The organism is Ferrovibrio sp. (genome assembly GCF_046297895.1).
In the GTDB taxonomy this organism is placed as follows: Bacteria; Pseudomonadota; Alphaproteobacteria; order Ferrovibrionales; family Ferrovibrionaceae; genus Ferrovibrio.
Window position 1 is genome coordinate 1 of the sequence record NZ_JBKBHC010000013.1, and the last position, 22,651, is coordinate 22,651.

At 65.6% G+C, this 22,651-nt stretch carries 25 protein-coding genes and 1 pseudogene; 18 read left to right on the top strand and 8 right to left on the bottom strand.

Annotated elements, in window-relative coordinates; translation table 11 throughout:
• From ACK4FK_RS18425 to glcF, 7 genes and pseudogenes are all read left to right on the top strand, one after another.
• Positions 1–292 (top strand): annotated as a pseudogene (locus ACK4FK_RS18425) (methyl-accepting chemotaxis protein); the annotation flags it as partial.
• Positions 293–433: 141 nt separating this feature from the next.
• Positions 434–559 carry a type B 50S ribosomal protein L36 gene (gene ykgO / locus ACK4FK_RS18430; protein ID WP_324220155.1) on the top strand — a complete coding sequence of 42 codons (126 nt, stop codon included), beginning with the start codon at positions 434–436 and terminating at the stop codon, positions 557–559.
• 171 nt (positions 560–730) lie between these two features.
• Positions 731–1,489, top strand: a complete 759-nt coding sequence (locus ACK4FK_RS18435; protein ID WP_409747046.1) for a FadR/GntR family transcriptional regulator — start codon at positions 731–733, stop codon at positions 1,487–1,489.
• Between the two features lie 3 nt (positions 1,490–1,492).
• On the top strand, positions 1,493–2,980 hold the full coding sequence (locus tag ACK4FK_RS18440; RefSeq protein ID WP_409747049.1) for an FAD-linked oxidase C-terminal domain-containing protein: 1,488 nt from the start codon (positions 1,493–1,495) through the stop codon (positions 2,978–2,980).
• A 5-nt stretch (positions 2,981–2,985) separates the two neighbouring features.
• Entirely contained in the window at positions 2,986–4,230 is a 1,245-nt protein-coding gene (glcE, locus tag ACK4FK_RS18445; protein ID WP_409747052.1) for a glycolate oxidase subunit GlcE, read from the top strand.
• Between the two features lies 1 nt (position 4,231).
• Positions 4,232–4,921 (top strand): hypothetical protein, encoded by a 690-nt coding sequence (locus tag ACK4FK_RS18450; protein WP_409747055.1) that lies wholly within the window; start codon positions 4,232–4,234, stop codon positions 4,919–4,921.
• Positions 4,922–4,925: 4 nt separating this feature from the next.
• On the top strand, positions 4,926–6,236 hold the full coding sequence (glcF, locus tag ACK4FK_RS18455; protein ID WP_409747058.1) for a glycolate oxidase subunit GlcF: 1,311 nt from the start codon (positions 4,926–4,928) through the stop codon (positions 6,234–6,236).
• Here the strand turns inward: glcF and ACK4FK_RS18460 are convergent.
• From ACK4FK_RS18460 to ACK4FK_RS18470, 3 genes are all read right to left on the bottom strand, one after another.
• The gene (locus ACK4FK_RS18460) at positions 6,233–6,469 is read right to left on the bottom strand and encodes a hypothetical protein (RefSeq protein WP_409747061.1); all 237 of its coding nucleotides are present in this window, start codon (positions 6,467–6,469) and stop codon (positions 6,233–6,235) included. The genes glcF and ACK4FK_RS18460 overlap by 4 nt on opposite strands.
• A 151-nt stretch (positions 6,470–6,620) precedes the next feature.
• Complete coding sequence (locus ACK4FK_RS18465; RefSeq protein ID WP_409747064.1) at positions 6,621–6,866, bottom strand: hypothetical protein; 246 nt, start codon at positions 6,864–6,866, stop codon at positions 6,621–6,623.
• A gap of 116 nt (positions 6,867–6,982) precedes the next feature.
• Positions 6,983–7,801: a helix-turn-helix domain-containing protein gene (locus ACK4FK_RS18470; protein WP_409747067.1), complete on the bottom strand. Its 819-nt coding sequence runs from the start codon at positions 7,799–7,801 to the stop codon at positions 6,983–6,985.
• Positions 7,802–7,953: 152 nt separating this feature from the next.
• Between ACK4FK_RS18470 and ACK4FK_RS18475 the strand changes: the two genes are divergently transcribed.
• On the top strand, positions 7,954–8,331 hold the full coding sequence (locus tag ACK4FK_RS18475) for a VOC family protein (protein WP_409747070.1): 378 nt from the start codon (positions 7,954–7,956) through the stop codon (positions 8,329–8,331).
• A 32-nt stretch (positions 8,332–8,363) separates the two neighbouring features.
• On the opposite strand, the gene ACK4FK_RS18480 is transcribed toward ACK4FK_RS18475, so the two are convergent.
• Positions 8,364–8,876 (bottom strand): low molecular weight protein-tyrosine-phosphatase, encoded by a 513-nt coding sequence (locus ACK4FK_RS18480; RefSeq protein ID WP_409747073.1) that lies wholly within the window; start codon positions 8,874–8,876, stop codon positions 8,364–8,366.
• A gap of 75 nt (positions 8,877–8,951) precedes the next feature.
• On the opposite strand from ACK4FK_RS18480, the gene ACK4FK_RS18485 reads away from it, so the two are divergent.
• Complete coding sequence (locus ACK4FK_RS18485) at positions 8,952–9,440, top strand: nuclear transport factor 2 family protein (RefSeq protein WP_409747076.1); 489 nt, start codon at positions 8,952–8,954, stop codon at positions 9,438–9,440.
• Between the two features lie 6 nt (positions 9,441–9,446).
• On the opposite strand, the gene ACK4FK_RS18490 is transcribed toward ACK4FK_RS18485, so the two are convergent.
• Together ACK4FK_RS18490 and map are read right to left on the bottom strand one after the other, a co-directional pair.
• A complete protein-coding gene (locus ACK4FK_RS18490) occupies positions 9,447–10,304 on the bottom strand; it encodes a 23S rRNA (adenine(2030)-N(6))-methyltransferase RlmJ (protein ID WP_409747079.1) in 858 nt (285 codons plus the stop codon).
• Between the two features lie 10 nt (positions 10,305–10,314).
• Positions 10,315–11,058, bottom strand: a complete 744-nt coding sequence (gene map, locus ACK4FK_RS18495; protein ID WP_409747082.1) for a type I methionyl aminopeptidase — start codon at positions 11,056–11,058, stop codon at positions 10,315–10,317.
• A gap of 39 nt (positions 11,059–11,097) precedes the next feature.
• On the opposite strand from map, the gene ACK4FK_RS18500 reads away from it, so the two are divergent.
• Positions 11,098–11,694, top strand: coding sequence for a CDP-alcohol phosphatidyltransferase family protein (locus tag ACK4FK_RS18500; protein ID WP_409747085.1), 597 nt, complete (start codon positions 11,098–11,100; stop codon positions 11,692–11,694).
• Positions 11,695–11,703: 9 nt separating this feature from the next.
• Here the strand turns inward: ACK4FK_RS18500 and ACK4FK_RS18505 are convergent, their stop codons facing one another.
• Complete coding sequence (locus tag ACK4FK_RS18505) at positions 11,704–12,321, bottom strand: glutathione peroxidase (RefSeq protein WP_409747087.1); 618 nt, start codon at positions 12,319–12,321, stop codon at positions 11,704–11,706.
• Between the two features lie 99 nt (positions 12,322–12,420).
• Between ACK4FK_RS18505 and ACK4FK_RS18510 the strand changes: the two genes are divergently transcribed.
• Together ACK4FK_RS18510 and ACK4FK_RS18515 are read left to right on the top strand one after the other, a co-directional pair.
• On the top strand, positions 12,421–13,497 hold the full coding sequence (locus tag ACK4FK_RS18510) for an EAL domain-containing protein (RefSeq protein WP_409747090.1): 1,077 nt from the start codon (positions 12,421–12,423) through the stop codon (positions 13,495–13,497).
• A 7-nt stretch (positions 13,498–13,504) separates the two neighbouring features.
• Entirely contained in the window at positions 13,505–13,795 is a 291-nt protein-coding gene (locus ACK4FK_RS18515) for a YciI family protein (protein WP_409747093.1), read from the top strand.
• On the opposite strand, the gene ACK4FK_RS18520 is transcribed toward ACK4FK_RS18515, so the two are convergent.
• Positions 13,785–14,591 carry an HAD-IIB family hydrolase gene (locus tag ACK4FK_RS18520; protein ID WP_409747095.1) on the bottom strand — a complete coding sequence of 269 codons (807 nt, stop codon included), beginning with the start codon at positions 14,589–14,591 and terminating at the stop codon, positions 13,785–13,787. The genes ACK4FK_RS18515 and ACK4FK_RS18520 overlap by 11 nt on opposite strands.
• Before the next feature lie 116 nt (positions 14,592–14,707).
• Here ACK4FK_RS18520 and ACK4FK_RS18525 point away from each other — a divergent pair, with 116 nt between their 5' ends.
• The 6 genes from ACK4FK_RS18525 to ACK4FK_RS18550 all read left to right on the top strand — a co-directional run bounded on the left by ACK4FK_RS18525 (position 14,708) and on the right by ACK4FK_RS18550 (position 22,559).
• On the top strand, positions 14,708–15,145 hold the full coding sequence (locus ACK4FK_RS18525) for a MaoC family dehydratase (protein WP_409747098.1): 438 nt from the start codon (positions 14,708–14,710) through the stop codon (positions 15,143–15,145).
• A 16-nt stretch (positions 15,146–15,161) separates the two neighbouring features.
• A complete protein-coding gene (locus ACK4FK_RS18530; protein ID WP_409747101.1) occupies positions 15,162–16,088 on the top strand; it encodes a bifunctional riboflavin kinase/FAD synthetase in 927 nt (308 codons plus the stop codon).
• Positions 16,089–16,097: 9 nt separating this feature from the next.
• On the top strand, positions 16,098–16,481 hold the full coding sequence (locus ACK4FK_RS18535) for a VOC family protein (protein WP_409747104.1): 384 nt from the start codon (positions 16,098–16,100) through the stop codon (positions 16,479–16,481).
• Between the two features lie 217 nt (positions 16,482–16,698).
• Positions 16,699–19,548: an isoleucine--tRNA ligase gene (gene ileS, locus ACK4FK_RS18540; RefSeq protein WP_409747107.1), complete on the top strand. Its 2,850-nt coding sequence runs from the start codon at positions 16,699–16,701 to the stop codon at positions 19,546–19,548.
• Entirely contained in the window at positions 19,545–20,018 is a 474-nt protein-coding gene (gene lspA / locus ACK4FK_RS18545; protein ID WP_409747110.1) for a signal peptidase II, read from the top strand. Before ileS ends, lspA begins: the two co-directional genes overlap by 4 nt.
• A 228-nt stretch (positions 20,019–20,246) precedes the next feature.
• Positions 20,247–22,559 carry a PAS domain-containing sensor histidine kinase gene (locus ACK4FK_RS18550; RefSeq protein WP_409747113.1) on the top strand — a complete coding sequence of 771 codons (2,313 nt, stop codon included), beginning with the start codon at positions 20,247–20,249 and terminating at the stop codon, positions 22,557–22,559.
• Positions 22,560–22,651: the final 92 nt, after the last annotated feature.

Here is a 22,651-nt window from a genome sequence, read left to right on the forward strand (position 1 = left end):
CCAGCGCAATGCCGCGCTGGTGGAGGAGACCACGGCGGCGGCGCAGTCGCTCAACCAGCAGGCCCAGCAGCTCGCCGAGCTGGTCGGCTTCTTCAAGCTCGGCAGCGAGGCCCGCATGGCCCAGCCGGCCCCGCAGCCGGCGGCCGCGACCAGGCCTGGCGCAGCCGCGCCAAAACCAGCCGCGTCCAAACCCGCCGCCAGGGCCGAGCCGGCCAGGCCGGCCGCGACTCCTGCGCCGGCGCCCGCCGCGGCCGCCAGGGGCGGGGACGACGAGGAATGGCAGGAATTCTAGAGTTAAAACCCGGCTTTCCGCCGGGTTTTACGGTTGACTCCGTCCGGGGCCGCCGGTAAGGTCCGGCCACTTTTCGCCGGGCGTGCCACGCTGCGCCCGGTTTTGTTTTGCATCGCTAGACGGTTTCTGAGGTCAGGTATCATGAAGGTCGTGAATTCGCTGAAGTCGGCCAAGACCCGCCACCGGGATTGCCGCGTGATCCGCCGCAAGGGCCGGGTCTACGTGATCAACAAGACCAACCCGCGCTTCAAGGCGCGCCAGGGTTAATATCATCGGGCTGCGGCTCGATCCGGTTCAAAAGCCGGATCGCCTGGCCCTTTGACGGGTTTGACGGCCCGGCTGCCACAGCAGCCGGGCCGTTTCCTATTCCGGGGTTTTCGACAGGCTTGACTCCGGGGCGGTTTCCGGCAATTTGTCAGACAACCTGACAAATCACCTATGCCCAACGCCACACAACGCTCCGATTATGATTCCGTCCTGCCGCGCGCGACGGGTCTGAGCGACATGCTGGCCGGCCGACTGGCAGCCGCGATTCGGGCCGGCGAGTTCCGCCCGGGCGCCCGCTTGCCGACCGAGAAACGGCTGGTCGAGCAATATGGCGTCAGCCGCGCAGTCGTGCGCGAAGCCTTCGCGCGCTTGAAGGCCGATGGCTTCATCGATACCCGCCAGGGGGCGGGAGCCTTCGTGGCGGCAAAGCCGGGCCTGGCCAACTTCCGCATCGCGCGGCCGGAAAGCGATGGCCGCATTGCGCCTGCCGATCTGGCCCACATCTTCGAGCTTCGTGCCGTGATCGAGGCCGGCATGGCCGAACTGGCGGCCAGACGCCGCAACCCGGCCGACCTGACCGCCTTGAAAACCGCCTTCGCCGAGATGCAGCAGGCGCTGCAGGCGGGCCGCGACGGACATGGTGCCGCCGCCGACGACACCTTTCACGCCGCCATCGCCACGGCGGCGCATAATCCCTATCTGGCGCAGTTCGCCGCTTTCCTGGCGCAGCATTTCTCCGCCACCCGCGCGCTCACCTGGGCCGCCCGCGATGACGGCAGCGCGGCCGCCGCGCAGGCCGAACATGCCCGTCTGCTGGCCGCCATCGAGGCCGGCGATGCAGCCGGGGCAGCGCGCGCCGCGCGCGATCACATCTTTGCCGCCGCCGCCCGCCATGGCGCCGCGGCGCAAGAGACTACAGTGAAGGACTGAGCCATGCTGATGCCCGCGCCCGAACCCGAGATCATCGCCCAGCGGCTGGAGCTGATCGCCGAGTTGCGGCGCATCGTGCCGGGCGAGGGCGTGATCGCTGACGAAACATCCCTGCGTGCCTTCGAATGTGACGGGCTCACCGCCTATCGCCAACTTCCCCTCGTGGCCGTGCTGCCCGGCAACACGCAGCAGGTCTCCGAAGTGCTGAAACTGTGCAACGCGCGCAACGTGAAGGTGGTGCCGCGCGGCGCCGGCACCTCGCTGTCGGGCGGCGCGCTGCCCCTGGCCGATGGCGTGCTGCTTGGCCTTGGCAAGTTCAATCGGGTGCTCGATATCGATTGGGACAACCGCTGCGCCGTGGTGCAACCCGGTGTCACCAATCTGGGCATTACCCGCGCGGTGGAGCATCGCGGCTTCTACTATGCGCCGGATCCCTCCAGTCAGATCGCCTGCACCATCGGCGGCAACGTGGCGGAGAATTCCGGCGGCGTGCATTGCCTGAAATACGGCCTCACCACCAACAACATCCTGGGCGTCGAGATGGTGCTGATGAACGGCGACATCGTGCGCCTGGGCGGCAAGCATCTGGATGCGGAAGGCTACGATCTGATGGGCATCGTCTGCGGCTCGGAGGGCCTGCTTGGCGTGATCACCGAGGTCACCGTGCGCATCCTGCCCAAGCCCGCCACGCAACGTGCGCTGCTGGCCGGTTTCCCGTCATCGGAATCCGCCGGCGACTGCGTGGCCAAGGTGATCGCCAGCGGCATCATTCCCGGTGGCATGGAGATGATGGACCGGCCCGCCATCCACGCAGCCGAGGATTTCGTGCAGGCCGGCTATCCGCGCGACGTGGAGGCCCTGCTGATCATCGAGCTCGACGGCCCGCCGGCCGAGGTTGACGACCTGCTGGCCCGCGTGAAGGCCATCGCGGAAAGCTGCGGCTCGGTCTATCTCCGGGTGTCGCAGAACGAGGACGAACGGCTGAATTTCTGGGCCGGCCGCAAGGCGGCCTTCCCGGCTGTGGGCCGCATCTCGCCCGATTACCTCTGCATGGACGGCACCATCCCGCGCAAGAAGCTGCCCGAGGTGCTCACCCGCATGCAGGGGCTGTCGGAGAAGCACAGGCTGCGCGTCGCCAACGTGTTCCATGCCGGCGACGGCAATCTGCATCCGCTGATCCTCTACGATGCCAACAATCCGGGCGAACTGGAACGCGCCGAGGAATTCGGCGCCGATATCCTGCGACTCTGCGTCGAGGTCGGCGGCGTCCTGACCGGCGAGCATGGCGTCGGCATCGAGAAGCGCGACCTGATGCCGGCGATGTTCTCCGAGGACGACCTTGCCCAGCAGATGCGGGTGAAATGCGCCTTCGACCCTAATCATCGCCTCAATCCGGGCAAGGTGTTCCCCGTGCTGCATCGCTGCGCCGAACTGGGCCGCATGCATGTGCACAAGGGCCAGCTTGCCTTCCCCGACCTGCCGCGGTTCTGAACGCCATGCCCGAGACCTTCATCCCCGCCGGCATCACCGATGTGGCCGATGCCATCCGCTGGGCCGCCGCCGAGGGCAGGCCGCTGATCCTGCATGGCCATCGCAGCAAGGCCGGCCTCGGCCGTGCGGCCCATCTCGATAACAGGCAGGCCGAATATGCGCTGGATCTCAGCCGCCTCAGCGGCGTGCTGGATTACGAGCCAGCCGAACTGGTGCTCACCCTGCGCCCTGGTTCACTGGTGAGCGATGTCGAAAAGCTGCTGGCCGCCTCGAACCAGATGCTGGCCTTCGAGCCGCCCGATTATGGCCCGCTCTGGGGCCATCCTGCCGGACGCGGCACCATCGGCGGTGCCATCGGCTGCAATCTGGCCGGCCCGCGCCGCTTCAAGGCCGGCGCCATCCGCGACCACCTGCTCGGATTCACGGCGGTATCGGGCCGCGGCGAAATCTTCAAGGCCGGCGCGAAAGTCGTGAAGAACGTCACCGGCTACGACCTGCCGAAGCTGCTCTGCGGGTCCTACGGCACGCTGGCCGCGCTCGCGGAAGTCACGCTGAAGGTGCTGCCCGCACCCGAAAAGACCCGTACAGTGCTGGTTTTCGGCCTCGACGACGCGAAGGCCGCGCAGGCGATGGCCGCCGCCGCCTGTTCGCCGCACGAGGTGGCCGGCCTGGCCCATTTGCCGCCAGACATCGCCGCATTGTCCGGCGTCGCCTATGTGGCGAAAGCCGGCATGGCGGTGACGGCCATCCGCGTCGAGGGGACCGACATCTCGGTGAAGGCGCGCTGCGAGGCTCTGCGCGCGCTGCTGCAATCCTTCGGCCCGCTGGAAGAATTGCATTCGATGAATTCGGCCTGGCTGTGGCGCGAGATCCGCGATGCCGCCGCCTTCATCCTGCCGCAGGAGCGCGTGCTGTGGCGGCTCTCGGTGGCGCCGATGGATGGCGCAAAGGTGACGGCGGCAATCCGTGCGGCCCAGCCCGATGCGGCCTTCTTCTACGACTGGGCCGGTGGGCTGGTCTGGCTCAGCCTGCCGCCGGCGCCGGATGCCCATGTGAAACTGGTGCGCGCGGCGGTCGCTGCCCATGGCGGCGGCCATGCCACGCTGATCCGCGCCGAGCAGAGTGTGCGCGCGTCCGTCGACGTGTTCCAGCCGCAGCCTGAGGCGCTGGCCGCGCTCAGCCGCCGTGTGAAGGAGAGCTTCGATCCGGCAAACATCCTCAATCCGGGCCGCATGGTGGTGGGGGCGTGAGATGATGGAAAAGCTAGGTGGATATTTCAAATGGGGTGTCGGTATTTCTCTTGGCTGGTTGATTATTGCCCTCACATTTGGGGCGTGGCGAAAATTTTGGTGCCTGCCGCCTAATGAAATGGGTGACTTCTTTGCAGGCATTTTTGCCCCATTGGCTTTTCTTTGGTTGGTCCTCGGCTATATGCAACAAGGGGATGAGTTGCGGCGAACGCAGAAGGATGTTGAACGGCAAGCGATATATATGGGGCGATCCGCGTTCATCGATTTCATGCATCTCGTGCAGGCAGATATTCAATTTTCGGTTTTAAGGTTATTGGAAAAGGCTCGCGACAACCTGCTGGATGATCAGCGAAAGAAGGTTGAAAAAAGTCGTACGGCATATCTTGAGGGAGGAGACAGAGAAGCTCCGGTAAGGAGGGCGATTAAATTACTCAGTGAAGATTCTGAGATGATGAAGTTTGCAATAGAGCGTGATGATCAAAAGTATGTCCTTGTGAATAAAATTATCGAGAGCTTTCAAAAATTACTCAAAGAGGCGAGCTTGGTTGATGATGATAACCGAGCAATGCGAATATATGTAGAGCAGTCAATCTATGGGGAGCTGTATAACGGGCTTTGCTTGATTGTTGACAAAAAGCCGGGGTTCGAGACGCGACAGAGTGTTGATAAATTTCAGGACCTAGCAGTTTAGCATCATGCAAACCTCCTTCACCCTCGCGCAGCTCGCCGATCCGGGCATCGCCGCCGCCAACGACATCCTGCGCAAATGCGTGCATTGTGGCTTCTGCACCGCCACCTGTCCGACCTATGTGCTGCTGGGCGATGAGCGCGACAGCCCGCGCGGCCGCATCTATCTGATCAAGCAGATGCTGGAAGGCGATCAGGCCGCCACGGAAGAGACCGTGCGCCATGTCGACCGCTGCCTGTCATGCCTCTCGTGCATGACCACCTGCCCGAGCAGCGTGCATTACATGCATCTGGTCGACCATGCCCGCGCCCATATCGAAAAAACCTATAAACGCCCGTTGGCGGATCGCGTTCTGCGCGGATTGCTGGCTTGGCTGCTGCCCAGTCCGAAACTGTTCCGCCTCAGTCTGCTGGGGGCAAGGCTGGCACGGCCGTTCCGCTTCCTGCTGCCCGGGCGGCTGAAGGCCATGGTGGCGCTGGCGCCGAAATCCCTGCCGGCGATGGATGCCGCCATCGAGCGGCCGCAGGTATTCCCCGCCCAGGGCGAACGCAGGATGCGGGTCGCGCTGATGACGGGCTGCGCCCAGAAGGTGCTCGACCCCGAGATCAATGCCGCCACCATACGGCTGCTGAACCGGCATGGCTGCGACGTGGTGATCGCCGATGGTGCGGGCTGCTGCGGCGCGCTGACCCATCACATGGGCAGGGAACACGACGCGCTGGAGAAGGCGAAGGCCAACATCGCCGCCTGGCATCGCGAATACCAAGGCGAAGGGCTGGATGCCGTGGTGATCAACGCCTCAGGCTGCGGCACCACGGTGAAAGATTACGGCTTCATGCTGCGCACCGACCCGGACTGGGCCGACCGCGCCGCCACCATCGCGGCATTGGCAAAGGACGTGACCGAAGTGCTGGCGAAGCTGGACCTGAAGCCGCAGGGCGAGGAGCGCGGCTTGAGCGTGGCCTATCATTCCGCCTGTTCGCTGCAGCACGGCCAGAAGATCACCGCGCTGCCGAAGCAGCTATTGGCAAAGGCCGGCTTCGATGTGCGCGACGTGCCCGAGGCGCATCTGTGCTGCGGCTCGGCCGGCACCTATAACCTGCTGCAGCCCGAACTGGCGCTGCAGCTGCGTGCGCGCAAGGCGAGAAACATCGCCGGCACCGGCGCGCAGGCCGTGGCGGCGGGCAATATCGGCTGTCTTGTGCAGATCGCCGGCGGACTGGAAGCCGAGGCCGGCCGCGCCATGCCGGTGCTGCACACCGTGCAGCTGCTCGACTGGGCCACAGGCGGACCGAAACCCTCAGCCCTTCAGGGCTAGCTGTTCTTCTGAACCGTTTCGCTTTCGGCGCGGGCGCGGCATTGCGCTTCCGCCGTCATGCGCTGCTGCGGGGTCATCTTGCGACCGGCGGTATGGCCGCGCTCCACCTGCTGCATGCAGGCTTCGATCAGCTCGCCAATGGTTTTTTGTTTTTTCGCGGCATCGCTGGCCAGCGCCGGCCCGCCGAGGGCGCAGAGCAGAAGGGCGACACCAACGGCGGCAGAAGGATTCATAACGTCGATCCTTAAATCTCGCGCATCAGGGACGCGGGACTATAGGCGACCGACCGACGGCTTGCACCAGACGTTTTCAAAGAAACTGGCCGGGCCTGCTCTCGCCCGGGTAGTGGTTCAAGCGGCAGTCCTCAGCAGGCAGATTATGTGCTTACTTCTTGGTTCCCGCGGCGCTGTGTTCGGCCGCTTCGGCGCGGGCCCGACATTGTTCTTCCGCCGTCCGCCGCTGCATCGGCGTCATGGTGTTTTTCTGGCCCGGCCTGTTGGAGGCCTGGGCCTCCTTCATGCAGGCCTCGATCACCTCGGCCCGGCTGGGCTGCTCTTTGGTCGTCTGCGCGCCGGCTATCGGTGCAGCCAGGGCAAGCATCAGGGCCAGGATGGGAATGAAAAAGCGCATCGTGATCGGGTCCGTGTCGTGACAATGACCACTCAGCGATACGCTGCGGCGGTTGAATGCGAAAGTTACTATTCAGAAACGTAACTGCCAAAACAATATTCGCCCAGTAGGTGTTTTTAATTGCTCCGTCTACGGCGGAATGTGCTGGGGCTGCTGCCGAATTGCCGCCGGAAGCGGTGGTTGAAGGTGGAGAGGTCGCCGAAACCACATTCATAGGCCACGCTGGCCACCGGATCGGCCGTGGCCGCCAGCCGGATGGCCGCCCGGCGCAGGCGCAGGCCCAGCAGATACTGATACGGCGTGCTGCCCACCACGCGGCGGAAGCTGCGCAGGAAATGATATTTGCTCATGCAGGCGATGCCGGCCAGTTCAGCCAGGTCGAGCGCGCGCTCGGCCTGCATTTCGATATGGCGCAGTGCGTTGCCGATCCGGCGCCGCTCGGACGCGGAGGGGGCGCCGCTGCGGCCCGGCCCGTCGGCAGTCGTGGCCAGCACGGTCTCCGCCAGCCGCAGGCACAGATCCTCCGCCGCCATGTTCCTGTCCGCGTCGGCCAGGGTTTCGATATCCACCAGCAGCGCGGTCAGCGCGGGCTGCGCCGGCAGCATCGGCGCCGCGAAGCGATAGCGGTACGAGCCCGCCGCGCCAGCGGCGATTTCCTCGAACAATGGGGCCGATAAATGGAAGGCCATGCAGCGGTCGCCGGTGCTGTGGTCGTGGCCGCATTCAAAGCATGTGCCGGCATTGCCGAGCAGGAATGCACCCGGATGCAGCAGCGCCTGGCCTGAACCGCAGCGATAATGGAACGAACCGGCCAGCACCGCCGAGATGGCGAAATCGGCGTGCTGTTCCTCGAAGCTTTTGTCCTGCGGTCCGAAGCGGCAGACGAATTCGCTCACCTGCCAGCCCTCGCCGCGCGCGATCTCGCGGGCAGACATCTTGTCGCTCGCCTGCGATCCGGATGGGGAGTCGATAACCGGCATGCCGGTAGAATAGCAATTTTCCCCAAGCGCCGGAATGGCCGATCACGGCAGGATCGCCGCCTGCCGCCACCACCCCGGCAACAGGCGGCAGCAACAGGAGACGAGTGATGATCAACCATGTATCAATCGGCGTGCGCAACCTGACGAAAACCAAGGCCTTCTACGACGCCGTCCTGAAACCGCTCGGTTATGCCTGCCTCAGCGAGGGCGAAACCTCGCTCGGTTATGGCAAGGGCGCCGTGGCGTTTTGGATCAGCCCCAGCGACAGCCCGGTGCCGGCCGACATGAAATCGGGCCTGCATTTCTGCTTCGATGCCCCCAGCCGCCAGAGCGTCGATGCCTTTCATGCCGCCGCACTCAAACAGGGCGGGCGCGACAACGGCAAGCCCGGCCTGCGTGTCGATTACGACCCGAACTACTACGCCGCCTTCGTGATCGACCCGGACGGCTACCGCATCGAAGCCTATTGCGGCAAGGCAGGCTGAAAACAGGGGGCTGAAACCGGGGCTGAGCGCGCTCAGCTGGCGATGCGGCGGCGGATTTCGTCCACCAGGGCGGCGCTGACCGCATCGCACATGCGCCACACGGTCTCGAAGCCGTCCTCGTTGCCGTAATAGGGGTCTGGCACCTCGCGGCCGAATTGCGGCGCGTAGTCGAGATAAAGCTTCACCTTGCCGCGATGCGGCGGCGGGCAGCGTTGCAGCAGAATGTCGTGGTGGCCCTGGTCCATGGCCAGGATCAGGTCGAAACGCCGGAAATCCGTGGCTTCCACCTGCCGGGCCCGCAACATGCCGATCTCCACGCCATAGGATCGCGCCTTGGCGGCGCTGCGCCGGTCCGGCGGTTCGCCCACGTGATAGCCATGGGTGCCGGCGGAATCCACCAGCACGCGCTCGTGCAGGCCGGCCTCACGCAGCCGGTGGCGCAGCAATCCATCGGCTGTGGGCGAACGGCAGATATTGCCGGTACAGACCATCAGGACGGAAAAGGCGGGGCCAGGGGACGGATCGGCAGCGGGCGTGGCGGGCATGGCGCAGGTAAAGCATTCCGCCGCGATAACGGCAAGAGGCTACACAGAATGCCCGGCCGGCCCTAGAGTGACGGCATGCCAAGCCTGCCGCCCGACGACGAAACCGCCCTGCTGGATGCCAACGCCGCCTTCTATCGCGCCTTCGCCAGCCGCGATATCGACGCCATGTCGGCGATCTGGGCGAAGTCGGCGCCGGTTTGCTGCATCCATCCCGGCTGGCCGCCGCTGATGGGGCGTGAGGCCGTGCTGGAAGGCTGGCGCCGCATTCTGGCCAATCCGTCGCAGCCGGCTTTGCAGATGACTGGCCCGCGCGTCACGCTATGGGGCGATGTGGCCCTGGTGATGTGTTTCGAGCGCGTCGAGGATCAGTACCTGATCGCCTCCAACATCTTCGTGCGCGAGGGCAGGGGCTGGAAACTCAGTCATCATCAGGCCGGCCCGGTCGCCACACCGCCGCAGGGGCAGGCCAGCAACGACGATCCCGAGCCCGAGGACGATCTCGAGGACGAGGACGATTTCGAGGACGATGACGACGATCTGCCGCCCTCGGGCACGATCCACTGACCCCGGTCAGGCCGCCTTCACCAGAGTCTGAATCCGCGCACCGCCGCCCGGTTCGCGCACCAGACGGCCTTTCAGGAAATCCAGCATCGGCTGCAGCGTCTGTTCGATCTGCCAGGGCGGATTGATCAGCAGCAGGCCGCTGCCATTCATCTGCCTGGCATTTTTCGCGGCGCGGATGGTCAGTTCCACGGCGATGGTTTCCGTCTGCGCCTGCCTTGCCAGCTCGGTCTTCCAGGCATCCACCGTCTTCTGCTCCTTGATCGGATACCAGATGGCGAACTGCCCGACCGGCCAGCGCTGCAGCCCGGCCAGCACGGCCTTGGTCAGGACCACGAATTCGTCCTTCGCCTCATAGGCCGGATCGATCAGTGCCAGACCGCGGCGCGGGGTGGGCGGCAGCAGGGCCTTCAGGGCGGCAAAGCCGTCGCGGTGATGGACCGCGACGCGCGGATCGCGGCCGATATTTGCCTTGAGCGTCTCGGCGTCCTGCGGATGCAGTTCGCACAGCGTCAGCCGATCCTGCTCGCGCAGGCCCTGCTTCAGCAGCCAGGGCGAGCCGGGGTAGCGCCGCAGGCCCGCGCCGCCCGGCGCCAGATCGGGATTCAGCGCCCGCAACGCCGCCACATAGCGCGCCAGCACGCGCTGGGCCGCCGGATCGGCCAGCACCGCGCCGATGCCAAAACGGTATTCCCCGCCGCGCTGCGCCTCGTCGGATGCCAGGTCATAGACGCCGATGCCGGCATGGGTATCCAGCAGATGCACCGGACTGGGCTTGCGGTGCAGCGCATGCAGCAGTTCCAGCAGCACGACATGCTTCAGCACGTCGCCGACATTGCCGGCATGGAAGGCGTGGCGGTAGTTCAAGGCGGCAGACTCAAAGCGTGACCACGATCGGGCCGCGCTTGGTCACCACCAGCGTATGCTCGTACTGCGCCGTCAAAATGCCGGGCTCGGTGATCAGCGTCCAGCCGTCGTCATGGTCGTCGGCATGCTCAGCGCCGGTGGACAGGAACGGTTCGATGGTGAAGACCATGCCTTCCTGCATCACGCGCTTGTCGCGCGGATCGTAGAAGCCGGGGATGAAGCCCGGCTCCTCGTGCAGGGAATGGCCCACGCCGTGGCTGCCCAGGTTGCGGATCACGGTATAGCCGTGATGGCTTGCCGTCTGCTCGATGGCGCGGCCGATGGCATTCAGCTTCTGCCCGGTGCGCACCGCCTGCACGGCGCGGTTCAGCGCCTTGCGCGTGGTCTGGCACAGATGCTCCTGCTCGGGCCGCACCGGCGGCACGATGAAGCTGGCGCCGGTATCGGCGAACACGCCCTCGCGCTCGGCCGAAACGTCGATATTCACCATGTCGCCGGGCTGGATGCGGGTGTCGTCGGGGATGCCATGGGCCACAGCGTGGTTGATGCTGATGCAGGTGGCGCCGGGAAAGTCGTACATGAGCTGCGGCGCCGAGCGGCAACCTTCAAGCTCCAGCGCGGCGCGGCCGATCTCGTCGAGTTCCCTGGTGGTCATGCCCGGTTCCAGCCTGCTGCCCATCAGGCGGCAGACCGCGGCCACCACGCCGCCCACGCGGATCAGGCGTTCGAGCTGCTCCTGGCTGTCAATCGTCATGGTCGACTCCTCGCATGGCGCGGGACTATATCATGGGCCATGCTCGATCCCTACCTTCGGCCGCTGATCGATCCGCCGCTGCAGGGCCTGGCGCGCCGCCTGCGCTGGCATCCCGATGCCGTCACGCTGGGCGGCTTTGGCTTGGGCCTGGCGGCGGCGCTGGCGCTGGCGCTGGATCATGCCGTGCCGGCGCTGGGCCTGTTCCTGCTCAACCGCTTGGCCGATGGCCTGGACGGCGCGTTGGCGCGGCTGAACGGCGCCACGGATCGCGGTGGCCTGCTTGATATCGTGCTGGATTTTTCCGTCTATGCTCTGCTGGCCTTCGCCTTCGCCTGGCGCGATCCGGCCAGCGCCGCGTTGCCGGCCGCCTTCCTGCTGGCCGCCTTCATGGCCACGGCGTCCAGCTTCCTCGCCTATGCCATCATCGCCGCCAAGCGCGGGCAGGTGACGGAAAAGCGCGGCCGAAAGAGTTTCTACCATCTCGGCGGGCTCACCGAGGGCAGCGAGACGATCCTGTTCTTTGCGCTGTGCCTGGCGCAGCCCGGCTGGTTTCCGGTTCTGGCCTGGATTTTCGGCGCGCTATGCTGGCTGACGGCGGCGGGCCGCGTGCTCAGCGGCTGGCGCGATTTCGCTTAAGGTCGTCCGCTAGGTGCGCGGCGCTTTCAGCGCCGTCTCGATGGCGCTCACCACCTCTGGCGCGGTCGGCCGCACCCGGGTGGGGAACACGGCAACCACCGCGCCATCCGGCCCGATCAGGATCTTGTGGAAATTCCACTTCGGCAGGGCGTCCTCGCCCTTGTGGCCGGCGATCCAGCGATACAGCGGATGGGCATCGGCACCGGTCACCTTGGCCTTGTCGGTGAGCGGGAAATCGACCTCGAAATTCACCTCGCAGAATTCCTTGATCTCCCTGGCCGAGCCGCGCTCCTGGTTGAAGTCGTTGGACGGTACGCCCAGCACCACCAGTCCGCGCTCGCGATAGCCGGCCCACAGTTTCTGCAGGTCGGCATATTGCGGGGTGTAGCCGCATTGCGAGGCGGTGTTGACCACCAGCACGGCCTTGCCCCTGAACTGGCTCATCGGCAGCGGTTGGCCGTCGATGGAGGTGAAGCTGAAATCATGCGCGGTCATGGTCTTTCCAGTCTGTCCGAAGGCGAGGCGGGGGCTCAGGGCGGCCAGCGCCAGGCCGCCGCCCAGCAGGGCCAGCAGGGCGCGGCGGGCAATAGCGCTTTGATCGGGCAGGGCTTTTATGTGGGCAGCCATGGATTCACCCTCCGTTAAGGCGGCATTTGCTTAACTATAGCGTTGCCATGCGTCCCGACCAGAGCCTAGCCGCGCGGGACGCCGATGGAGGCCGCCTGCATGCCCACCCTGCCCGGATTGCTCACCTTCGCCGCCCTGTCCCTGGTCGCGCTGGTCGCTGGCGTCAGCCTGACCCGCCTGCTGCCTCCGCTGGCCGGCCAGCATCCTGGCCTGATCGCGCTGGCGCTGCTGCTGCTGTTCTGGGCGATCCGCGAACGCTGGGCCCGCCGCCGCCTGCAGACCCGGCTGATCGCCGAGATCGACGGCCTGACCGACGAACTGATGCTGATGCGTGGCGAGATTCCGCCGCCGGCCCTGGCGATGCCGTCCGCCGCCGCCAATGAACCCATGCGCGAGCCCCGCCTGGTCCCGCGCGACGCGCCCGAGCCGGTCGACGACGGCAGTCTGCTGGAAGCGGTGCGCGACGCACTCAACAACAATCGCGTCGAACTGCATATCCAGCCCATCGTCAGCCTGCCGCAGCGCCGCATCCGCTTCTTCGAGCTGCTGGCCCGCCCGCGTGGTTCGGAAGGCCAGACCTACCAGGCCGCCGAATGCCTCGATGCGCTCGACGCGGCGGGCCTGCGTGCCGAATTCGATGCCCTGATGCTGCTGCGCAGCGTGCAACTCGTGCGCAAGCTCGAACAGCGCGCGAAGGATGCCGGCTTTTTCCTCAATCTTTCGCCCGCCATGCTGGCCAAGATCGAAACCTTCAACCCGCTCTACGATTTCCTGCAGCGCGAACGCGAGCATGCCGCCAATATCGTGCTGGAATTCGGCCATGCGGGCATCGCCAGGCTGGATCGCGCCGGCATGTACCGGCTCAGTCGCCTCGCCGCGCTGGGCTTCGCCCTTTCGGTGGATGGCATCGACCGCTTCGATGTCGATTTCGCCCTGCTGGCCCGCAGCGGCGTGCGCTTCGTGAAATTCGATGCCGCCGTGTTCTCCGATGCGGCGGCAATCGCCAAGTCGCCCATCGACCTGGCCGACCTTCCCGAAATCTGCAAGCGCCACAACCTGGTGCCGGTGCTGGGCAAGGTGGAAAGCGAGCAGGAGCTGCTCAAGCTGGCCGATCTCGATTTTCCGCTCGGCCAGGGCATGCTGTTCGGCGTGCCCAAATTGGCCAAGGCGGCCTGAGTCGCCCATGCGCTGGGTAGCGATCTTTACCGACGGGCCGGAGATGCTCGCAGTGCGGCGCGAGCGCGAGCCCGCGCATCTGGCTTACCTGCAGCAGCACCACGAGCGGATTCGCATCGGCGGCGGTCTGCGCGAACAGCCGGGCGGACCCTTCGTCGGCGGCCTGTGGGTGATCGACGCCGACACGCGCGATCAGGCCGTAGCACTGATTGAGAACGATCCGTATTACGTGCCGGCCTGCCGCAGCTATCGCCTGCTGGTCTGGGGCAAGGCGCTACCCGGCGACGTTATCCTTTAGCTTGGATCAGCGCGTCGGCCAGTTCCACGAAACCCTGTCCGCCCTCGGCCGCCGTGACGTAACTGGGCTTGGCCGCGATGCGGTCGAGGAACGGCACCACGTTGGCGACGCCGACGCTGCACGGGAAATAGCCGAACATCGGAGCATCGTTCGGACTATCGCCGGCGAACACCACCTGATCGCGGATCGTCTCCAGATCCTCGCCGAAGATGTCGCGGAAGAACACCCGCGTCATGCTCAGCTTGTCCCAGTCGCCGAACCAGCCATTCACATGGATCGAACTGACCTTGGCGGTGGCGCCGGCTTGCTCGAACAATGCCACGATCCTGTCGACGGCCTCGCGCGGCAGGGGCGGCACGTCCTCGCAGAAATCGATGGCAAGGTCGCATTCGCGGTATTGCTGGTCGGAGGCCAGCGCGCAGCCCGGCACCGCGCGCAGGATCGTCTGGGAAAGCGCGGCCAGCTTCGTCCGCGCCGCCTGGCGTTCGGCATTGGTCTGGAAGAAGCGCCGGCGCATCACTTTCGCGTCGCGGTCGTAGCGCATGTAGAGCGCGCCGTTCTCGCCCACGATGCCGTCCACCGGCCAGAAGCGCGCGATCAGGTCGCACCAGCCGGCCGGGCGCCCGGTGATCGGTATCACCCGGAAGCCCGCCGCCTGCAGGCGTTCCAGCGCGGCATAGGCATCCGCCGTCAGCCGGCCATGGCTGGTCAGGGTGTCGTCGATGTCGGTCAGCACGTAGCGGATGGCGCGGCGCTGACCTTCGTTAAAGGCGGATAACGGCTGGATGGCGGGCATAACGTCCGGACGGAAGTCGAAAGGGCGGGGTGTTGCCCGGCGATGGCAGGGCCGCGTATAGTCGCCGCGCCCGCAAACCCCGTCAACCGCTCGCCAAATCAAGGGACCCGACCAGCATGACCTATCAGGCTCTGCACGGCTATTACCTGGAAGACCTGTCGGTCGACATGTCGGAAACCTACACCAAGACGGTGAGCGAGGCCGACATCGTGGCCTTCGCCGATCTGTCGGGCGACACCAATCCGGTGCATCTGAACGAGGAATTCGCCGCCGCCACGCCGTTCAAGGGCCGCATCGCCCATGGCATGCTCGGCGCGGCTTTGCTCAGCACCGTGTTCGGCACCAAGCTGCCGGGCCCGGGCTGCATCTACATCTCGCAGGATCTGCGCTTCAAGGCGCCGGTGCGCATCGGCGATACCGTGGTCGCGAAAGTCACCATCACCGAAATCGTGCCGGAAAAGCGCCGGGTGAAATTTGCCTGCGAATGCCGCGTCGGCGACACCGTCGTGATCGAGGGCGAGGCCGCTCTGATGGTCAGCCGTCGCCCGAAGTAAGCCGGACAAGCCAATCATGCGGCTGCTGCGGTCCAGCGCCAGTTTCCCGCCCGCCCTGCGCGGCGCCGTTGCCGCCATCGGCAATTTCGATGGCGTGCATCTGGGCCATCGCGCCCTGATCGCGGCGGCACGCGCGCAGGCGGAGAATGCTGGCGGGAGGCCCGTGGCGGTGATGACCTTCGAGCCGCATCCGCGCCGCTTCTTCGTGCCATCCGCCCCGCCCTTCCGGCTGGATGCACTGGAAACCAAGGTGCGCATCCTGGAAGGCCTGGGCGTGAATGCCACACTGGCCCTGCCATTCGACGTGCAGTTGGCGGGGCAGTCGCCACAGGATTTCGTCGATCACATGCTTGCCCGCGACTTGGGGCTGAGCCATGTGGTGGTGGGCTACGATTTCACTTTCGGCAAGGCGCGGTCGGGCAATACCGATCTGCTGCGCGAGCTGGGTGCGGGGCACGGCATCGGTGTTACCGTGGTGGCGCCGCAGGGTGACTCCGAGGCCTATTCCTCCTCCCGCGTGCGCAAGCTGCTGGAGGCCGGCGACCTGGCCGAAGCCAACCGCCTGCTGGCGCGGCCATGGGAAATCATCGGCACTGTCGAGCATGGCGACAAGCGCGGCCGCGAACTGGGTTATCCCACCGCCAATGTCGCGCTGACCGATTTCCAGGTGCCGAAATTCGGCATCTATGCCGTGCGCTGCGAGGTCGATGGCCGGCGGCATGACGGCGTCGCCAGCCTCGGCATCCGGCCGACCTTCGACCAGACCGACGTGAAGCTGGAAGTCTATCTGTTCGACTTCTCGGGCGATCTCTATGGCCGTTCCATGCGGGTCGAATTCCACGCCTTCCTGCGGCCGGAGCTGAAATACGAAGGCCCCGAGGCGCTGAAGCGCCAGATCGCCCTCGATGTGGCCGAGGCCGAGCGCGCCTTGGCGCAGCCCTGAGCCATCGCCATGCTCGACCACGTTTCCATCACAGTGCCCGATATATCCGTCGTACGTGGCTTCTATGATGCAGTGATGCAGGCGCTGGGCTATCCCTGCGTCTATGCCAAAGACGATGCCCTGGGCTATGGCCTGCGTGCGGGGCCCGATGCACCCGGACGCAGCTATATCTCGATCCTGCAGTCGCCAGACATGCAGCCCGACCCGCGTCGCCACTGGTGCTTCAAGGCCGCGCGCCGCGAGCAGGTGCAGGCCTTCCATGCAGCCGCGTTGCAGGCGGGCGGGCGCGACGATGGGTTGCCCGGTCCGCGGCCGCATTACCACGAGCGGTATTATGCCGCCTTCGTGATCGACCCGGCCGGCAACCGCATTGAGGCCGTCTGCCACGTCTGACGGCCGGGTCTGTCTCGCAGGCCCCGCCTCGACAGTCTTTGGCGGGAATGCTAAATCATCGCCATGCTTGGGCAATTCGCCATATTCCGGGGCAATCCCACGGCCCGAATTAGCGGCCCGGTCCTTTTCTAAGGCCCGGGATTTCCTCGACTTTTCCTGACATGCCGCGCCGCCCGCCCTGCCAGAGCAGGTCCGGCCGCATTCCCCGAGTAGACCAATGACCAAAGACTATCGCCCGACCGTTTTCCTGCCCACCACCGACTTCCCGATGAAGGCCGGCCTGCCGGCCAAGGAGCCGGAGATCCTGGCCCGCTGGGAGAAGATCGGCCTGTATGAAAAGCTGCGTGCCGATTCAAAGGGCCGCGAGAAATTCGTGCTGCACGATGGCCCCCCCTATGCCAACGGCAACCTGCATCTGGGCCATGCGCTGAACAAGATCCTGAAGGATACCATCAACCGCTCGCGGCAGATGATGGGCTATGACGCCAATTACGTGCCGGGCTGGGACTGCCACGGCCTCCCCATCGAGTGGAAGATCGAGGAGAAGTATCGCGCCGCCGGCAAGAACAAGGACGACGTGCCAATCGACGAGTTCCGCAAGGAATGTCGCGACTTCGCCGACCACTGGATCAACGTGCAGCGCGAGGAATTCAAGCGGCTGGGCGTGATCGGCGACTGGAAGAATCCCTACACCACGATGAGCTTCGGCGCCGAAGCCCAGATCGTGCGCGAGATCCACAAGTTCCTGATGAATGGCGGCCTGTTCAAGGGCTCCAAGCCGGTAATGTGGTCCATCGTCGAGCGCACCGCCCTGGCCGAAGCGGAAGTGGAGTATCACGAACACACCTCGCATACCGTCTTCGTGAAGTTCCCGGTGGTGAAAGCATCGGTGAAGGCTCTGGACGGCGCCAGCATCGTGATCTGGACCACCACGCCCTGGACCCTGCCGGGCAACCGCGCCATCGCGCTCTCGAAAGATGCCGAATATGTGCGCCTGCGCGTGGACGCGGTGGGCGAGAAGTCGCAGGCGAAGGTGGGCGACGAGATCGTGGTGGCGAAGGACCTGGCCGAAACCGTGGCCAAGGCCTGCACGCTTGAAACCGTCGCCACAGTGGCGACGCTGAAGGGCGCCGATATCGTGGGCACCGTCTGCGCCCATCCGCTGCGCGCACAGGGCTTCGCCTTCGACGTGCCGGTGCTGCATGGTGATTTCGTCACCATGGATGCCGGCACCGGCTTTGTGCATATCGCGCCCGGCCATGGCGCCGACGACTACAATCTCGGCATGGCCAACGGCATCGAGGTGCCGCATACGGTGGATGCGGATGGGCGCTATTTCCGCCATGTGCCGGTTTTCGGCGGCGACAATCCGGCCCGCGTGCTGGACGATGCCGGCAAGGAAGGCGATGCCAATGCCCGCGTGATCGCGGCGATGACGGAGGCCGGCGCGCTGGTCGGCCGTGGCCGCCTGCGCCACCAGTATCCGCATTCCTGGCGCTCGAAAGCGCCGCTGATCTTCCGCAACACGCCGCAGTGGTTCATCTCGATGACCACCAACGACCTGCGCAAGAAGGCGCTGGCGGCCATCGACGCCACCGCCTTCTATCCGCCGCAGGGCCGCAACCGGCTGTATTCCATGATCGAGCAGCGGCCCGACTGGGTGATCAGCCGCCAGCGCGCCTGGGGCGTGCCGATCGCCGTGTTCGAGAACAAGGAAACCGGCGAACTGCTGCGCGATCCGGAAGTGAACGAACGCATCGTGCAGGCCTGCCTGAAGGGCGGCGCGGATGCCTGGTTCACGGCCAAGCCCGAGGATTTCCTGGGCGGCAAATACAAGGCTGAGGACTGGAAGATGGTGACCGACATCCTCGATGTCTGGTTCGATTCCGGCTCGACCCATGCCTTCGTGCTGGAACAGCGGCCCGACCTGAAATGGCCGGCCTCGCTGTATCTGGAAGGGTCCGACCAGCATCGCGGCTGGTTCCATTCCTCGCTGCTGGAAAGCTGCGGCACGCGCGGCCGCGCGCCCTACGATGCCGTGCTGACCCACGGCTTCCTGCTCGACGAGAAGGGCCGGAAGATGTCCAAGTCGCTCGGCAATTCGGTCGAGCCGCAGGACGTGATCAAGCAGTCGGGCGCCGATATCCTGCGCCTGTGGGTGGCCTCGGCCAACTACAACGACGATCTCAGCGTCGGCCCGAAGATCATCCAGGCCCAGGTGGATGCCTATCGCCGCCTGCGCAACACCCTGCGCTACCTGCTGGGCAATCTGGCCGGCTTCGAGGAATCCGAGCGCCTGCCGCATGCCGAGATGCCCGAACTGGAGCGCTGGGTGCTGCATCGCCTGGCCGAACTGGGCCAGGTGGTGCGCGAAAGCTGCGAGGAATACGATTTCCATCGCATGTATGTGGCGCTCTATAACTTCTGCGCCGTCGACCTGTCGGGCTTCTATTTCGATATCCGCAAGGACGCGCTCTATTGCGACGCGCCGGCCAGCATCCGCCGCCGCGCTGCCCGCACTGTGCTGGATCACCTGTTCGACTGCCTGGTGAAATGGCTGGCGCCGATCATCTGCTACACGGCGGAAGAGGCCTGGCTGACGCGCTATCCCTCTGAGGATGGCAGCGTGCACCGCGAGGTCTGGCCCACGCTGCCCCAGGAATGGCTCGATCCGGCGCTCGGCGCCAAGTGGGAGCGCGTGCGCCGCGTGCGCCGTGCCGTCACCGGCGCGCTAGAGATCGAGCGCGCCGAAAAGCGCATCGGCGCCAGCCTGCAGGCCCATCCGGTGGTGTATGTGGGCGGCGAGGATCTGTCGGCCCTGGCCGATCTGGATTTCGCCGAGATCTGCATCACCTCCGGCATCACGTTGCGCGAAGGCGAGGGCCCGGCCGAAGCCTATCGCAGCGACGATGCCAAGGGCGTTGCCGTGGTGCCGCAACTGGCCGAGGGCCGCAAATGCGAACGCTGCTGGCAGGTGCTGCCCGATGTCGGGCATGTGCATGGTCATGACGATCTCTGCCGCCGCTGCGCCACGGCGGTCGATGCCATGGGTGGCGTTGCTGCATGATGCTGCGCCTGGGTCTTGCCGTTGCCCTGCTGATCCTGATCGCCGATCAGGTCAGCAAGTATTTCCTGCTTGATCTGATGCAGCAGAATCCGCAGGGCATCGTGATCACGCCGTTTTTCAACCTGGTTCTGGTCTGGAATACCGGCGTGAGCTTCGGCCTGTTCCAGGAAGACAGCACGACGCGCAGCTGGACGCTGATCGGCTTGGCCGTTGCCGTGCTGGTCTGGCTGCTGGTCTGGCTGTGGCGCGCCCAGGGCCGGCTGGTCGCTGCGGCGCTGGGCCTGATCATTGGCGGGGCCATCGGCAACATCATCGACCGCTACCGCTTCGGCGCCGTCTTCGACTTCCTCGATTTCCATGTCTTCGGCTGGCACTGGCCGGCCTTCAATGTGGCCGACAGCGCCATCGTGGTCGGTGTCTGCCTGCTGCTGCTGGACGGCTTCCGGCCACGCTCCCAGGGCAATGGCTGAACGGCGGGAACCGCTACTTCCGGTCGTATAAATCCACGCTCATTCGTTGCATCCACCGGGGAATGATGGCAGCATCCCCGGGCAAGGGCGGACGAGAGGCGGGATGCTTCCATCGGACAAAGACCCGGGCCGGCAGGATCGGCGGGGGAGCACTGGACGGGGGATGCTGCAAGAGGGGGGCTGCGGTATGCGGCGCCCCGATGGCTTGGGCATGGCAAGGGTCTGCGCATGATGCAGACGCCGGTCCGCCGCAGGTTCTCCCGGCACCAGCTTTCGGCCAAGCAGGTCAAGGTCACGGTGATCGCCGCCCTGCTGCTCGGCTTTTTCTCCAGCCTGTTCCAGCTTGCCTTCGACATCCGTAACGAACTCAACCAGCGCCAGACCACTGTGGTGCAGGTGATGGACATGCTGAATGACGCGGCCTCGCAGGCGGCCTACGCGCTGGATGAACAGCTCGCCGCCCGCGTGGTCAGCGGCCTTCTGCTCTACCAGCCGATCTGGCGTGCCGAAATCTACGACAATTACGGCCGCCGCATGGCCATGCAGGAACGCGAGAAGCAGCGGGCCGAACCCGGCGGGCTGCTGCGTTTGTTGCCCACCGGCGACGAGATGCTGACGCGTCCCCTGTACGGCCCGCGCGACCGCGACCTGGTCGGCGAGATGCGGGTAGCGGTGGATGGCACGCTGCTGGCCCAGAGCATCCTCAACCGCACCTGGCTTGTGATCGGCACCGGCTTCGTGCGCAACCTGGTGCTCGCGCTGATCCTGGCGGTGCTGTTCTACTACACCCTGACCCGTCCGCTGCTGTCGCTGGCCTCGCAGATCGAGCGGATCGACCCGCGTCGGCCCAGCGAAACCCGCATCGAGCCGCCCCCAAGCCATGCCGACGACGAATTCGGCCTTTTGACCAACCGCATCAATGTGATCCTTACCGCCGCCGGCGACTATCTGGCCGAACGCAACAGCCAGGTGCTGCAGCGCGAGAGCTCGGAGGCGCGCTTCCGCGATTTCGCCAATGCCGCATCCGACTGGTTCTGGGAACGCGACGCCGCGCATAACCTGGTCTATTCGTCGCATCCCGAGATGCTGCTGCCTGACCAGGAATATGAAAAACGCTTCGCCGCCGCCGGCGGCGACGGTCTGTGGTCGGCCCATCGCGAGCAGGTCGGTCGCCGCGCCCCGTTCCGCGACTTCCGCTTCCGACTGGCGATGCCCGACGGCAGCCTGCGGCATTACAGCATCAGCGGCGTGCCTTTCTTCGACGAGGCCGGACAATTCCGGGGCTATCGCGGCGCCGGCACCGACATCACCGCCGCCACCGACATGGCCTTGGCTGCGGAGCAGAGCCGCGACCTGCTGCGCACCGTGATCGACGCGCTGCCGGCACCGATCAGCGTGAAGGATCCGCAGGGGCGCTACATCCTGGCCAACCGAACGGTGCTGGAGGTGCTGGGCGTGGATGCCGAAAACCTGATCGGGCATCGCCTCGAGGAACTGCCGCTCAAGGGGCTTGCGGACGGATCCCGCAACCCCTTCGTGGCCAGCATGGCCGAGCTGGAGCGCGAATTGCTGAGCGGCGGCCAGCCGGTGCTGAACCGCGAACAGGTGTACTTCCTTTCCGGTGGCCGCCTGCGCGCCGAACTGAAAAGCAAGGTGCCGCTGCGCGACTCCGCCGGCAACATCACCGGCATCCTGTCGGTGGCGCTCGACATCACCGAGCGCAAGCGCGCCGAACAGGAACTGGACGAAGCCAACGCGCGACTCCGGCGTCAGGCCGAGGACCTGGAGCGGCTGGCGTCGTCTTATGCCCGCGAGCGCGAGCATGCCATCGCCGCCAACCGCGCCAAGTCGGAATTCCTGGCCAATATGAGCCACGAGCTGCGCACGCCGCTGAATGCCATCATCGGCTTTGCTGAGGTGATCACGCTGCGCATGTGGGGCGCCAATTCCGACCGCTATTTCGACTATGCCGAGGATATCGTGATGAGCGCACGGCACCTGCTGCACGTCATCAACGACATCCTCGACATGTCGAAGATCGAGGCGGGCCGCTACGAACTCAGTCTTGACGAGCAGTCCCTGCCGACCGTGATCGGCGACTGCCTCACCATCGTGCGCGGCCGCGCCCAGGATGCCGATATCGGCCTGCATAACGATTTCCCCGAGCAGATGCCGCCGCTGCACATCGATGCCCGCGCCATCAAGCAGGTGCTGCTCAACCTGCTGTCCAACGCGATCAAGTTCACCCCGCCCGGCGGCGAGGTGACAGTGGCGGGCGGGATCGAACCGAACGGCGACATCATTGTCACCGTCAGCGACACAGGCTGCGGCATCCGGCCGGAAAACCTGGAGCGCATCTTCGAGCCTTTTTGGCAGGGTGATCCCAATATCCGCCGCCGCAGCGAGGGCACCGGCCTGGGACTGGCGATCAGCCGGAAGTTCGTCGAGCTGCATGGCGGCACGCTGGTCCTGGCCAACGGGCCCGAACGCGGCGCCATTGCCACGATTCGCCTGCCGGGCCGGCTGGTGGCCCGCAACTGAATTCGCGGTTCTTCGCGATAATGCGCCGTTCCGCCGCCCTTGTGCGCGGGGGGTGCGGGGGGCTAAAATCCGGCCGCCTTAAGCAACAGGGG

Excerpts from the sequence above, each read along its gene's own strand:
- ykgO (WP_324220155.1), top strand. The coding sequence starts at position 434 with ATGAAGGTCGTGAATTCGCTGAAGTCGGCCAAGACCCGCCACCGGGAT.
- ACK4FK_RS18435 (WP_409747046.1), top strand. The coding sequence starts at position 731 with ATGCCCAACGCCACACAACGCTCCGATTATGATTCCGTCCTGCCGCGC.
- ACK4FK_RS18440 (WP_409747049.1), top strand. The coding sequence starts at position 1,493 with ATGCTGATGCCCGCGCCCGAACCCGAGATCATCGCCCAGCGGCTGGAG.
- glcE (WP_409747052.1), top strand. The coding sequence starts at position 2,986 with ATGCCCGAGACCTTCATCCCCGCCGGCATCACCGATGTGGCCGATGCC.
- ACK4FK_RS18450 (WP_409747055.1), top strand. The coding sequence starts at position 4,232 with ATGATGGAAAAGCTAGGTGGATATTTCAAATGGGGTGTCGGTATTTCT.
- glcF (WP_409747058.1), top strand. The coding sequence starts at position 4,926 with ATGCAAACCTCCTTCACCCTCGCGCAGCTCGCCGATCCGGGCATCGCC.
- ACK4FK_RS18460 (WP_409747061.1), bottom strand. The coding sequence starts at position 6,469 with ATGAATCCTTCTGCCGCCGTTGGTGTCGCCCTTCTGCTCTGCGCCCTC.
- ACK4FK_RS18465 (WP_409747064.1), bottom strand. The coding sequence starts at position 6,866 with ATGCGCTTTTTCATTCCCATCCTGGCCCTGATGCTTGCCCTGGCTGCA.
- ACK4FK_RS18470 (WP_409747067.1), bottom strand. The coding sequence starts at position 7,801 with ATGTCTGCCCGCGAGATCGCGCGCGGCGAGGGCTGGCAGGTGAGCGAA.
- ACK4FK_RS18475 (WP_409747070.1), top strand. The coding sequence starts at position 7,954 with ATGATCAACCATGTATCAATCGGCGTGCGCAACCTGACGAAAACCAAG.
- ACK4FK_RS18480 (WP_409747073.1), bottom strand. The coding sequence starts at position 8,876 with ATGCCCGCCACGCCCGCTGCCGATCCGTCCCCTGGCCCCGCCTTTTCC.
- ACK4FK_RS18485 (WP_409747076.1), top strand. The coding sequence starts at position 8,952 with ATGCCAAGCCTGCCGCCCGACGACGAAACCGCCCTGCTGGATGCCAAC.
- map (WP_409747082.1), bottom strand. The coding sequence starts at position 11,058 with ATGACGATTGACAGCCAGGAGCAGCTCGAACGCCTGATCCGCGTGGGC.
- ACK4FK_RS18500 (WP_409747085.1), top strand. The coding sequence starts at position 11,098 with ATGCTCGATCCCTACCTTCGGCCGCTGATCGATCCGCCGCTGCAGGGC.
- ACK4FK_RS18505 (WP_409747087.1), bottom strand. The coding sequence starts at position 12,321 with ATGGCTGCCCACATAAAAGCCCTGCCCGATCAAAGCGCTATTGCCCGC.
- ACK4FK_RS18510 (WP_409747090.1), top strand. The coding sequence starts at position 12,421 with ATGCCCACCCTGCCCGGATTGCTCACCTTCGCCGCCCTGTCCCTGGTC.
- ACK4FK_RS18515 (WP_409747093.1), top strand. The coding sequence starts at position 13,505 with ATGCGCTGGGTAGCGATCTTTACCGACGGGCCGGAGATGCTCGCAGTG.
- ACK4FK_RS18520 (WP_409747095.1), bottom strand. The coding sequence starts at position 14,591 with ATGCCCGCCATCCAGCCGTTATCCGCCTTTAACGAAGGTCAGCGCCGC.
- ACK4FK_RS18525 (WP_409747098.1), top strand. The coding sequence starts at position 14,708 with ATGACCTATCAGGCTCTGCACGGCTATTACCTGGAAGACCTGTCGGTC.
- ACK4FK_RS18530 (WP_409747101.1), top strand. The coding sequence starts at position 15,162 with ATGCGGCTGCTGCGGTCCAGCGCCAGTTTCCCGCCCGCCCTGCGCGGC.
- ACK4FK_RS18535 (WP_409747104.1), top strand. The coding sequence starts at position 16,098 with ATGCTCGACCACGTTTCCATCACAGTGCCCGATATATCCGTCGTACGT.
- ileS (WP_409747107.1), top strand. The coding sequence starts at position 16,699 with ATGACCAAAGACTATCGCCCGACCGTTTTCCTGCCCACCACCGACTTC.
- lspA (WP_409747110.1), top strand. The coding sequence starts at position 19,545 with ATGATGCTGCGCCTGGGTCTTGCCGTTGCCCTGCTGATCCTGATCGCC.
- ACK4FK_RS18550 (WP_409747113.1), top strand. The coding sequence starts at position 20,247 with ATGATGCAGACGCCGGTCCGCCGCAGGTTCTCCCGGCACCAGCTTTCG.